Annotated in this window: 9 protein-coding genes; 1 reads left to right on the forward strand and 8 read right to left on the reverse strand. The window is 44.5% G+C overall.

Annotated elements, in window-relative coordinates:
• Positions 1–508: 508 nt before the first annotated feature.
• On the reverse strand, positions 509–937 hold the full coding sequence (locus tag ACQP6D_RS01825; RefSeq protein ID WP_427857292.1) for a hypothetical protein: 429 nt from the start codon (positions 935–937) through the stop codon (positions 509–511).
• A 376-nt stretch (positions 938–1,313) separates the two neighbouring features.
• Between ACQP6D_RS01825 and ACQP6D_RS01830 the strand changes: the two genes are divergently transcribed.
• Positions 1,314–1,931, forward strand: coding sequence for a LexA family protein (locus ACQP6D_RS01830; RefSeq protein WP_427857293.1), 618 nt, complete (start codon positions 1,314–1,316; stop codon positions 1,929–1,931).
• Positions 1,932–2,175: 244 nt separating this feature from the next.
• On the opposite strand, the gene narI is transcribed toward ACQP6D_RS01830, so the two are convergent.
• The 7 genes from narI to ACQP6D_RS01865 all read right to left on the reverse strand — a co-directional run bounded on the left by narI (position 2,176) and on the right by ACQP6D_RS01865 (position 12,333).
• Positions 2,176–2,865, reverse strand: a complete 690-nt coding sequence (gene narI / locus ACQP6D_RS01835) for a respiratory nitrate reductase subunit gamma (RefSeq protein WP_267390172.1) — start codon at positions 2,863–2,865, stop codon at positions 2,176–2,178.
• Between the two features lie 13 nt (positions 2,866–2,878).
• Positions 2,879–3,514, reverse strand: a complete 636-nt coding sequence (narJ, locus tag ACQP6D_RS01840; protein WP_100156886.1) for a nitrate reductase molybdenum cofactor assembly chaperone — start codon at positions 3,512–3,514, stop codon at positions 2,879–2,881.
• Positions 3,515–3,525: 11 nt separating this feature from the next.
• On the reverse strand, positions 3,526–5,076 hold the full coding sequence (gene narH / locus ACQP6D_RS01845) for a nitrate reductase subunit beta (RefSeq protein WP_267390170.1): 1,551 nt from the start codon (positions 5,074–5,076) through the stop codon (positions 3,526–3,528).
• Positions 5,077–5,092: 16 nt separating this feature from the next.
• Positions 5,093–8,788 carry a nitrate reductase subunit alpha gene (locus tag ACQP6D_RS01850; protein WP_427857294.1) on the reverse strand — a complete coding sequence of 1,232 codons (3,696 nt, stop codon included), beginning with the start codon at positions 8,786–8,788 and terminating at the stop codon, positions 5,093–5,095.
• 98 nt (positions 8,789–8,886) lie between these two features.
• Positions 8,887–10,257, reverse strand: coding sequence for an MFS transporter (locus tag ACQP6D_RS01855; protein WP_370470036.1), 1,371 nt, complete (start codon positions 10,255–10,257; stop codon positions 8,887–8,889).
• A 12-nt stretch (positions 10,258–10,269) separates the two neighbouring features.
• Entirely contained in the window at positions 10,270–11,493 is a 1,224-nt protein-coding gene (locus ACQP6D_RS01860; protein WP_267390166.1) for an MFS transporter, read from the reverse strand.
• 186 nt (positions 11,494–11,679) lie between these two features.
• Positions 11,680–12,333 carry a response regulator gene (locus ACQP6D_RS01865; RefSeq protein ID WP_100140038.1) on the reverse strand — a complete coding sequence of 218 codons (654 nt, stop codon included), beginning with the start codon at positions 12,331–12,333 and terminating at the stop codon, positions 11,680–11,682.
• Positions 12,334–12,335 lie beyond the last annotated feature (2 nt).

Here is a 12,335-nt window from a genome sequence, read left to right on the forward strand (position 1 = left end):
TCATTTTAAGGGAATAATGAGATAATTTTTACGTTTGTTATTTAACTTATGAGATTAGTTTAACATAGTCAGATCCCAAGCCATTTTATCTGAAATCTGACCAATTACGAATTTTCCTGACCATTTTCATTCTTCCTATGTTTATTAAAGATATTTTATTGTTAGTTTAACCTAAATAAGTTCATTTATAATGTTTGATTTTATGCGCTTAACAACTCAGATACCGTTGTTAATATAAGCTCATATCTGCTTTGTTAAATATTTTAGTTATGGTCTGGTTGACCGCATCTTCACTGCCTATAAAGGTATAAAAAAAACGGATTTCTGTACGCAAAATCCGTGCTGATGATAAATCTCTTATTTTTGTTACTTATGCGCTGCCATAATTTAACCGGTTTCGTAATCACCAGATGCAAAAAAGTTCCCTTGCGGGAACTTTATCAAACAGCTGTTTAAGGTGAAGCATACCTGTAATGTATAATTTATTATAAGCTGTGATGTGATTATGTCAAGTATTATAGCGAAAATATTTTTCAAATTGTGGCTGAAGTTTCATTTCCTGCCAAAAACGCCATAAGCTTTGTTCTATTGCTTGATTCCATTCTTTGCTGGAGTAGCGTCGGCGCTGGTTGCGTTTAACGGAGTTTTGATTCTGGCGTTTATATAAAGGGCTGAGTTTGCAATATTTACTAGACAGAGTGGCAAAGGCTTCGCGGTCTTTGTAAAACAGGTTGCCCATAGTGTTTTTTACCATGTCATACACTTCGGGCTGATAAGTAGGATAAAAAGCTTGCTGGGTGCTTTTAATAGGTGCTTCTGGCTGATATTTCCATTCTATACTTCGGCAATGTCCCTTTTTGATGCTATCTTTCATGCAGTACTCATACGCGCGCAGTACTTTTTCTGCAAGATCAATTTCTGATTTATAGTCTGTCATAGATTCACCTTGTGTAAGTGATGTGCCAAAACCATTAGGCGATACTTAATTAATGTATTGTTTAAGCAAAACTAGTTATTTGCTTTTTTTAAGTTACTCGCCATATTATGAGATAAATGTTTATTTTTAAATTTTCTTTTGAATCATATTTTTAAAATTTCAGAGTTTCTAAAATTTGAAATCAATCATATGACTGAATACTAAATCACTGTGTGAAGATTATTTTCTAACACCTTATTAATTATCGATAATAATTAACAAAATAGTTTATTTCGTTTTAATACGAATATAATATTAAGCTAATATCTAACAAAATGCAAATCATTGCCTAATTATAATAAGTCTAAATAAGATTAGGTAAACACTAAGGATAGTTATGTACACTGGTAAACAATTAGGTGATGCAATTAAAACTGCTATTGAGCTTAAGGGTGTGCGAAAAGCTGATGTGGCGCGCGCTTTTGCGATAAAACCTCCCTCGGTAACGAGCTGGATACAGACTGGGCGGGTTGATAAAGCTCATATTGATAAGTTGGTATCCTATTTTGCCGATGTTGTGAAGCCGGAACATTTTGGAATCGGTGCATTTGAAGATAATGAAGTTTTGTTTAATGGTTTTAAAATACCATTGTTGTCGTGGATAGATGCAGCTAAGCAGCTGGATAGAAAAACTTTACCGGTTGCCAGTAATATTTGGGTACCTGCATTGCGCAAGCCCAGTGCGCAGGCGTTTGCATTGGAAATCAAGGGCGACAGTATGGAACCAGAGTTTACGGCAGGCGATAAAATTGTAGTAGAGCCAGAGCTGTCGGTACAACATGGCAATTTTGTGGTGGTGCGCGAAAGTGGTAATGAGGCGATGTTTAAACAATATGTAAGTGAGGGTAATCGCCATTATCTGAAGCCGCTGAATAATCGCTACCCGATTATCGAGATGTCGGATCAGTTCCATATTTGCGGCATTGTGACTGAGAAATTTAAAATTTATATTTAAAATGTTACACAAGAATCTTACAGGCAAGTTGAGAGATACTGAAAAGTGACAACGCTGACTGGATGTAATAGACATTTTTTTGTGGATTACGCATTAAGAATGCGATGATTTCTAGCACATTATGCTAGATAAGCCTGTGGTAAATCAATTTTTTTAGTGGATTTATTTTTGCTACGGTTTGGCTGTCATAAATTTAAGGCAATACTGAATATCAGTATTGCCTTAAATTGTTCTAAGCAATTGTTTAATAACGTCTGCTTCTGACCAACTGGGCTTGGCGTTTTAGGTACACTAATGCGCCAAATCCACTCCAAATATGTACTAGCCGAGTAAATGGAAAGATAACAAATACGCTCATGCCCATAAATAGGTGAAGTTTGAAAATCGGATGAGTATGAGCAATGATGTCAGCTGCTCCGCTGCGGAAAGTGACGATATGCTGCGCCCATTGCATCAGGCTAATCATTTCCTCCCCGTCCAGATGGTGTGCGGAAACATGAATGGTTCCTAATCCCAGACACAGGGTAATTAGCAGCCAGATTAATACCAATTTATCACGCCACGTGCTGTTGGCGAGTAAACGCGCACTACTGAAACGGCGATAAATCAACATCATCAGACCGATTAAAGCCAGTGTTCCCATGATGCCACCGGCAATCATGGCTGTGAGCTGCTTGGTTTCATGACTGATGCCCAGCGTATCCCACACGAACACTGGTGTTAATAATCCAACTAAATGGCCAAAAAACAAACCCAGTACGCCGATGTGAAATAGGATATTACCCATGCGCAATAAGCGCGGATATAGTAGCTGGCTGGATTCGGATTTCCACGAATATTGGTTGGTATCAAATCGAATCAGACTGCCCAGAAAAAAGATACTGGCGGCAATGTAGGGAAAAATGCCGAATATGAATTGATTAAGATAATACATGCTGTCTCCCGGCTTAGCTGAGTTTTTTCTGGCGGAAAAATTGCACTTCCTGTACGGATGGCTGGTTTAACAGAGGTTCGAGTCCTTCTGCGGTGGGGCCAAATTTTTCCAGGGCTTCATCCATATTACGTACCGGTGCTGCCTTTAATGGCTGCGGTGCCACTGGCGACAAGGCCACTACTGCATCCATTACCGGCGCATAAATGGACTGGCTTTTATGCAGATTGGCCGCAATGTATGCAATGACATGCACGGCATCAGCTAGCAACTGCTGCGCCTGCTGGCTGTCGATGCCGGATAGAAACTCCAGAAATAAGGGCAGATAATCCGGCAGTTCGTTATTTTCTGGTTCTAGACCATGTGCCTGATATTCTGCTAGCAAGTCGACCATTGCCTGCCCACGTGCTTTGTCTTCACCATGCAGATGTTCAAACAGATGCAGGGCATGGTTGCGGTTGCGGTCGAAAGTATCGACATACACTTCCTGAAGGCTAATTTCATCGTATGCACGCAAATGATTAAAAAATGGTTCCAGCGCTGCGGACTGTTCCAGTGCAGCATACTGGTTGACAGCAGTATGCAGTTCTTCAATATGGCTCAGCCATTGTTGCCGCGGATAGCTCAGTAAAATGGATAATATCTTATACATTTTCTGTTTCCTTATACTGACTGGCGTTCGTTTTTCTTACGCAAACCATGAAATACTATCGGTGCAGCTTTACGAGTACCAAACAAGCTCTCTTTGCTATGGCCATTGTGGCAGCCATCACCAAAGGTGAAACCACATCCAGCTTTTTCTTCAAAGGTATTGCTAACCAGTTCTTTATGAGCACTGGGGATGACGAAACGATCTTCATAGTTGGCAATAGCCATAATCTGATACATTTCTTCGATTTGCTGCGCGCTCAGTCGGTGGCCTGACAGCTCCTGCAAAGCCTGTTCAGCAGAATGGATTGTTTTAGTACGCATGTATTTACGCATATCAATCATGGTTTGAAGGGCATTGACAATTGGTTCTGTTTTGCCGGCTGTGAGCAGATTGGCCAGATACTCGAGCGGAATACGCATTTCTCTAAGCTCTGGTATGAGGCCATGCTCACCAATCACTCCTGATTCCAATGCTGACTGAATCGGAGATAATGGTGGTATGTACCATACCATTGGTAAGGTGCGGTATTCTGGATGCAATGGGAACGCTACTTTCCATTCAACGGCCATTTTATATACAGGAGAATTCTGTGCTGCCTGTATCCAGTCGGCAGGAATGCCTTGAGCAAGCGCTTCGCGGGCAATTTCTGGATCGTTTGGATCAAGGAAAACATCTAGTTGCTGTTCGTATAAATCCTGAGGATTTTCTACAGCGGCGCTGGAGCTGATACGGTCGGCATCATACAGCATTACCCCTAAATAACGGATACGGCCAACACAGGTTTCCGAACAAATAGTAGGTTGACCACCTTCTATACGTGGATAGCAGAAAATGCATTTTTCTGCTTTACCTGACACCCAATTGTAGTAAATTTTCTTGTATGGACAGCCGGAAACGCACATGCGCCAGCCTCGACATTTATCCTGATCTATCAGTACGATGCCATCTTCTTCTCGTTTATAAATGGAGCCAGAAGGACAGCTGGCCACGCAGGCTGGATTAAGACAGTGCTCACACAGGCGTGGCAGATACATCATAAAGGTGTTTTCAAAAGCAGCATAAATGTCCTTCTGTATGCCATCAAACAGTTTGTCCTTTGAGCGTTTGGCAAATTCACCGCCCAGATCATCTTCCCAGTTTGGCCCCCATTCGATTTTGTCCATCTTCTTGCCAGTTAATACCGACACCGGCCGTGCCGTTGGTGGGGTTTGCATCAGTGGAGCAGCTTGCAAATGCTCGTAATCATAGGTGAACGGTTCATAGTACTGGTCGATGGCCGGCATATTTGGATTAGCAAATATATTTGCCAGTATTTTTAGGCGATTACCCTGCTTTAGCTTAAGTTTACCAGTACGTTCGCGTACCCAGCCGCCTTTATATTGCTCCTGATCTTCCCAGTTTTTTGGATAACCAATACCGGGCTTGGTTTCGACGTTGTTAAACCAAGCGTATTCCACACCATCACGGCTGGTCCAGACGTTTTTGCAAGTCACGGAACAGGTATGGCAACCGATGCATTTATCCAGATTCAGCACCATGCCGATTTGTGCACGTATTTTCATAATTTGTGTTCCTTACTTATTCAGCCGCCGGGGTTGTGGCCGGTGTATCCAGCCAGTCCACCTTGTTCATTTTGCGTACTACCACCAGTTCATCGCGGTTGGTACCTACCGTACCGTAGTAATTGAATCCCCAGGACAATTGAGCATAGCCACCAATCATATGAGTCGGTTTCATTACTACTTTAGTCACAGAATTGTGGATACCGCCACGTTTGCCAGAGAGCTCCGAACCGGGCACGTTGACAATTTTTTCCTGTGCGTGATACATCAGAATCATGGTTTCCGGCACACGCTGACTAACAACAACGCGCGCGGTTAATGTGCCGTTGACATTAAACACTTCCACCCAGTCGTTATCCTGCAAACCGGCACGTCTAGCATCGATTTCCGACATCCATACATGCGGACCACCACGAGATAGAGTGAGCATGCGCAAGTTATCAGAATAGGTACTGTGAATCCCCCATTTCTGGTGCGGGGTGATGAAATTCAGCACAATTTCTGGATTTCCGTTGCTTTGATGGCCTTTGACATTGAGGGTGGTCTTCAGGTCTACCGTTGGCCGGTAAGAAACCAACCCTTCACCAAACATGCGCATCCATTGATGATCTTGATAAAACTGCTGACGTCCTGTCAGCGTGCGCCATGGAATCAGTTCATGCACATTGGTATAACCAGCGTTGTAGCTGACTTTTTCACTTTCCAGACCAGACCAAGTTGGCGAAGAAATAATTTTGCGCGGCTGCGCCTGAACATCACGGAAGCGAATGGCATCGTCTTCACGTGCAATCGCCAGATGAGTATGGTCGATACCGGTATTTTTAGACAAAGCCTCCCAAGCCTTAACAGCTACATGGCCATTGGTTTCCGGCGCTAAAGTCAATATCATTTCTGCTGCATCAATAGCACTGTGTAGTTTCGGCTGTCCTTTCGCCACACCATCGCAATGTGTATTGTTAAGCTTGCGCAGTAAATCCACTTCTGCCGCGGTCTGCCAGCTAATCCCTTTGCCTCCGTTGCCAATTTTTTCCAGCAACGGTCCTACAGAAGTAAATTTTTCATAAATGGCGCCGTAGTCACGCTCCACTACCGTCATTTTTGGCATGGTTTTACCCGGTACTGGTTCGCACTCACCCAGTTTCCAGTCTTTAGGGTCAAATGGCTGAGCCAATTCTTCTGGACTGTCATGCATCAATGGTGTTAACACCAAATCTTTGCGCACGCCTAGGTAATCTTTTGCGATTTCGGAAAATGCCTTGGCAAGACCACGGTAAATATCCCAGTCTGTACGGCTTTCCCATAATGGTTTCACTGCCTCGCTTAATGGATGAATAAACGGATGCATGTCCGAAGTATTCAAATCGTCTTTTTCATACCATGTAGCTGTAGGCAGCACGATATCAGCATATAAGCAAGTAGTAGACATACGGAAATCTAACACTGTAAGCAAATCAAGCTTACCTTCAGCAGCAGGCCGTATCTTCACATCCATCGGCTTAATGGCATCGGTTTCATCGCTCATTAATGCATTCTGTGTACCCAGCAGGTATTTCAGAAAATATTCATGCCCCTTGCCCGAAGAACCAAGAATATTTGAACGCCATACAAATAGGTTGCGCGGGAAGTTTTGTGGATTGTCTGGATCATTACAAGCCATATCCAGCACACCGGCTTTCATCTGCTCAACCGCAAAAGTAATCGGGTCTTTGCCCTGCGCTTCCGCGTCACGGGTCACATCCAATGGATTGCGCGCCAGTTGCGGTGCAGAGGGCAGCCAGCCCATACGCTCCGCTTTTACATTGAAGTCAAGCTGACTCATATTGGCCATCTGGCCTGCATGAGTAGGTGCAATCACTTCTGCCATATCCAGCTTTTCGTGTCGCCACTGGCTGGTATGTGCATAAAAGAACGACGTACCATTCATTTGCCGCGACGGACGGTTCCAGTCTGCAGCAAAAGCAAGCGGCGCCCAGCCAGTTTGCGGACGCAGCTTTTCCTGTCCTACGTAATGGCACCAACCACCACCACTCTGGCCAATACAGCCACACATCATCAGCATATTGATAATGCCGCGATAAGCCATATCCATGTGGTACCAGTGATTCAGACCAGCCCCCACAATTACCATACTGCGGCCATGGGTTTCATGCGCATTTTGCGCAAATTCGCGCGCCACCTGAATCACCAGCTCTGGCTTAACACCCGTATGCTTCTGCTGCCATAGAGGTGTATACGGTACATCAGCCAGATAATCATCTGTCACACCATCACCACCAAAGCCGCGGTCGATACCATAATTGGCACACATCAAATCAAATACTGTGGTGACCAAAATTTCTTTGCCATCGACACCTGTAATTTTTTTAACCGGAATATTTTTCACAATTACTTCGGCTGCATCTTCGCCACCAAAGTAATCAAAAGACACCCCCATAATCGCATCATGATTTTCGGCCAACGAAATCTGAGCCTGAATATCGGCACTGTCGGATTTTTGCGCGCGTAGATTCCATTTTCCCTGCTCGCCCCAGCGGAAACCAATCGAACCTTTTGGCGCTACAATGTCGCCGCTATTTTCATCAATTACCAAAGTTTTCCATTCAGGATGATTAGTTTCATCCAGACCGCCGGCCATCTGGCTGGCACGCAGGAAATAACCCGGCAGCAAACGACCATTGTCCCGATTCAATACCACTAGATTCGGCATATCGGTTAAGCGGCGGCAGTAATCGACAAAATAAGCCGATGGATTCTGCAAATGAAACTCTTTCAGAATCACATGTCCCATCGCCATCGCCAGCGCTGCATCTGTACCCTGCTTCGGCGCCATCCAGATATCACTGAATTTCACCATTTCGCCATAATCAGAAGACACCGCAACTGTTTTCGTACCCTTATAACGTACTTCAGTGTAAAAATGCGCATCTGGCGTACGTGTCATTGGCACATTTGAGCCCCACACCATCAGATAGTTGGCGTTGTACCAATCCGCAGATTCAGCTACATCTGTTTGTTCGCCCCATGTCTGCGGACTGGATGGCGGCAGGTCACAATACCAATCATAAAAGGACAGCGGCACCCCGCCAATTAAGCTTAGATAGCGTGAACCAGCAGCATAACTCACCATCGACATTGCCGGAATCGGCGAAAAACCAATTACACGATCAGGGCCAAATTCCTTAATTGTAAATGCATTGGCAGCGGCAATAATTTCATATGCTTCATTCCAGTCCAAACGCACAAAACCACCCAAACCACGCTGAGATTTATATTTTTTTGCACTTTCTGGATTCTGAGTAATACTCTGCCACGCTTCAATCGCGCCCAGGCTTTTACGTTTCTCGCGCCACATGCGCAGCAAAGACGCACGAATCATCGGATATTTCACCCGCTGAGCTGAATATACATACCAACTGTAAGAGGCACCCCGCGGGCAGCCACGTGGTTCATGATTTGGCAAATCGGCACGCGTACGCGGATAATCTGTCTGCTGCATTTCCCACGTAATCAGCCCATTCTTAACAAACACGCGCCAGCTGCAGGAACCTGTACAGTTCACCCCATGTGTCGAACGCACCACTTTGTCATGCTGCCAACGCTGGCGGTAAGCATCCTCCCACTCGCGTCCTTCAGCTACCACCGCACCATGTCCGGCAGAAAAAGTTTCCTTGGTTTTACGTAAAAAATTTAGTCTGTCTAAAAAATGGCTCATGAATTTGTGCTCCACAGAGGCCTCAGCCCCTAACAGTTTCTTATTGATTTATAATTTTTAAGCGCTATCGTCCGCGACCACAGCGCCATAACAGCAAACTAGCAGCGCGTTACTGATTGCTTACGCACATAAAACCAGTAATTAATCAGCAGACAGCTCACATAGAAAACAATAAAGCCCCACAATGCCATCGAAACACTGCCAGTAGCCTCAATCGAAGAACCGAAACTTTTTGGAATTAGAAAACCACCATACGCGCCGATGGCACCCATAAAGCCCAGCACCGTGGCTGATTCTTTAGTAGCATGCAATTCCGCACTCTTAACATCACCCTGATGCAAGTGACGGTGAAACAACGAAAAAATCCGTGGTGCCTGCGCATAAGTCGAACCATTACCAATACCACTGAACGCAAACAACAGCATAAAACTACAAAAGAAACCAACAAAATTGCCAGAATTGCTACCGATCGGCTGGCACACCAGCACCCCGATTACCCCGACAATCATCATGGCATAGCTGATTTCAGTTAATTTTGCTGCCGACATCCGGTCAGACAGCCAGCCACCGACTACACGCAGTATCGCGCCAACAAACGGACCCAGAAATGCTAGCTTAATGGCATCAATATGCGGAAAAGAACGGCTAATCAACAACGGAAAAGCAGCAGAAAAACCAATAAACGAACCAAACGTACCCACATACAGCCAGCACAAAATCCAATTATGCAAACGTTTGAAAATAATTGACTGTTCTTTTAAAGAAGAATGCAGGCTACCAATATCATCCATACCAAACCAAGCTGCCAACGTACTGAGTACGATAAATGGCACCCAGATAAAGCCGGCATTTTGTAACCACACCTGCGTTGTACCCTGTGGTGTCGTAATAGTTTGTGCATCACCACCCAGTGCCCCGAACAGGCAGGTCGTAATCGCCAGTGGCACCGCTATCTGCACAGCAGATACCCCTAGATTACCTAGACCAGCATTAATACCCATGGCCTGACCTTTTTCCGCTTTCGGAAAAAACAGACTGATATTGGACATCGAAGAGCTAAAATTTGCCCCGCCGAAACCACACAACAGTGCCAGCACAAACATCGTACTGTATGAAGTATTAGGATTCTGTACAGCAAAACCCAAACCTAATGCAGGAATCAGTAAGCTGGCAGTGGAAATCGTTGTCCACTTGCGTCCGCCGAAAATCGGAATCACAAAAGAATAGAAAATTCGTAACGTGGCACCCGAAAGAGCAGGCAGCGCAGCTAGCCAAAACAGCTCGTTACTGCTGAACTTAAACCCCACAAGTGGCAGTTTCACCACTGTCACACTCCAAACCTGCCAGATAGCAAACGCCAGCAACAAAGCAGGAACAGATATCCATAGATTTCTGCGAGCCACCGTACGGCCTTTGCTTTGCCAAAACTGACTGTCCTCTGGACGCCACTCTTTTAAAATTTTACCCATATCAACCTCAGATTATTGATGCTTCTGATTTTTCAGAGAAAAATGCATCCAGATTAAGCTAATACACACGGTACCAAACATCAGCATAAATGAGCTGGAACGAACACCAGTCCAGTCCACCAACACACCGAACATAATCGGTAGCAGAAAACCACCTAGCCCACCAGCCAAACCGACCACGCCTGAGACAGTGCCCATATCTTCCGGAAACTCATCAGAGATAAACTTAAATACAGATGCTTTACCTATCGCCAAAGCCACACCCACAACAAATAGCAAAATCGTAAATACCGTAGCATTCAAACCAATATGCATATCAAGATGACCGCTTACCGTACGGATAGACATCTGCGTCTGCGGATAAGACAACAGAAAAAATGCAATCCAACAAACCCACATCACAGCCCAAGTCACTTTATAGGCACCGTATTTATCCGACAGCCAGCCTCCGAAAGCACGCAACACTCCTCCTGGCAAAGAAAAACACGCAGCCAGTAAAGCAGCTTGTGTGAGTGAAAAGTGATATTCACCAACGTAATAACTCACCATCCACAAAGAAATACCCACATAACCGCCAAATACCACAGAATAGAGTTGACTATATTTCAATACTTGAGGATTTTTCATCAGCAATAGCTGTGCTTTCAGACTAGGCTGTTTGGCATTGGCTAATTTCGGTTCTGGATAACTGAAAAACCAGAAAAGCAAAGTAATCACCAATAAAATTACTGCATATACCCGCGGTACTGCCTGCCAGCCATAAGCAGTAATCAAAACCGGTGCCAGAAACTTATTCAGCGCTGCGCCCGCATTGCCTGCGCCAAAAATACCCATGGCAAGACCCTGCCGATCCTTACGAAACCACTTTGCCACATAAGGTGTACCAACAGAAAAAGAACCGCCTACAAGACCCAGCCACAATGCAATCCACAAAAACTGGCTATATGTATGCGCATATTCCAGCAGCCAGACAGCAGGTACACACACCAGCATTAAAAGAAAAAATACAATCCGGCCACCAAAACGATCTGCCCAAATACCCAACGGCACCCGAATAAGCGAACCAGACAACACCGGCATTGCAGTTAGCAAACCAAACTCTGTTTCATTTAAATGCAGCTGTTGTTTAATCGGCAAACCTAGTACAGCAAATACCATCCAAATCATGAAGCAAATGACAAAAGCAATCGTACTGGACGTCAGCACTGTTACCGACTTTCTGACTTCAGAATTCATCTTGCACTTCCCCCAAAAAAATTTATCCTAGTGTACGTAATCCCTCTTTCATATCCCATTAGTCATCAGATGCAGAATCGATACTTCAAAAGAACAACCATATATAAGCAAACTGGCCTATTGACAAAATCAATAGACCAGTTCAAAACGCAAAATTAAAAAAATTACACAGCTACTATCCCATCACTATTTATCCAAACCGTGTTCAACAGCATAAACTGCTGCTTGAACTCGGCTCCCAAGATTAAGCTTGCGCAAAATGTTCTGCATATGAACTTTTACTGTACTTTCAGTTACTTCCAGATTACGCGCAATAAGCTTATTACTGTTACCACGTGCCAGCCAGCGTAAAATCTCCCGTTCCCGTGGCGTTAGCGGTTCCTTCAACTCATGATTTACAGGCTCCTTCCGCCTAAGCTGCGTCACCAACTTACTGGTCATTTCGGGTGAAAGCACACTGTCACCATTGATCGCTTTTTCAATACTATCAAGCAAAAATTCTGTATCAATATTTTTAAGCAGATAACCCCGTGCACCTAGACGCATACATTCCACTAAATCACCACCGTCTTCAGATACAGTGAGCATCAGCACCACTTGTTGAGGATTATGGCTCATCATTTGCGGCAGTGCCTCTAACCCACGCATCACAGGCATATCTAAGTCCAGCAACACAGCATCAGGTTGTAACTGCTGTTGCATTTTTACCCCTTCCAGCCCATCAGTAGCCTCACCCACTACTTCAAAACGCTCACAGCTATCAATTAAAGCACGCAAGCCACGCCGAAAGAGCGTATGGTCATCCACAATCAGAATCCGGTACTTTTTTTCATTAGCCATCA

The sequence above is a fragment of the Snodgrassella sp. CS2 genome, from assembly GCF_050310315.1.
GTDB classification, from domain to species: domain Bacteria; phylum Pseudomonadota; class Gammaproteobacteria; order Burkholderiales; family Neisseriaceae; genus Snodgrassella; species Snodgrassella alvi_E.

Coding starts and splice junctions, on each gene's coding strand:
- ACQP6D_RS01830 (WP_427857293.1), top strand. CDS start 1,314: ATGTACACTGGTAAACAATTAGGTGATGCAATTAAAACTGCTATTGAG.
- ACQP6D_RS01865 (WP_100140038.1), bottom strand. CDS start 12,333: ATGGCTAATGAAAAAAAGTACCGGATTCTGATTGTGGATGACCATACG.
- ACQP6D_RS01850 (WP_427857294.1), bottom strand. CDS start 8,788: ATGAGCCATTTTTTAGACAGACTAAATTTTTTACGTAAAACCAAGGAA.
- ACQP6D_RS01855 (WP_370470036.1), bottom strand. CDS start 10,257: ATGGGTAAAATTTTAAAAGAGTGGCGTCCAGAGGACAGTCAGTTTTGG.
- narI (WP_267390172.1), bottom strand. CDS start 2,865: ATGTATTATCTTAATCAATTCATATTCGGCATTTTTCCCTACATTGCC.
- ACQP6D_RS01825 (WP_427857292.1), bottom strand. CDS start 937: ATGACAGACTATAAATCAGAAATTGATCTTGCAGAAAAAGTACTGCGC.
- ACQP6D_RS01860 (WP_267390166.1), bottom strand. CDS start 11,493: ATGAATTCTGAAGTCAGAAAGTCGGTAACAGTGCTGACGTCCAGTACG.
- narH (WP_267390170.1), bottom strand. CDS start 5,076: ATGAAAATACGTGCACAAATCGGCATGGTGCTGAATCTGGATAAATGC.
- narJ (WP_100156886.1), bottom strand. CDS start 3,514: ATGTATAAGATATTATCCATTTTACTGAGCTATCCGCGGCAACAATGG.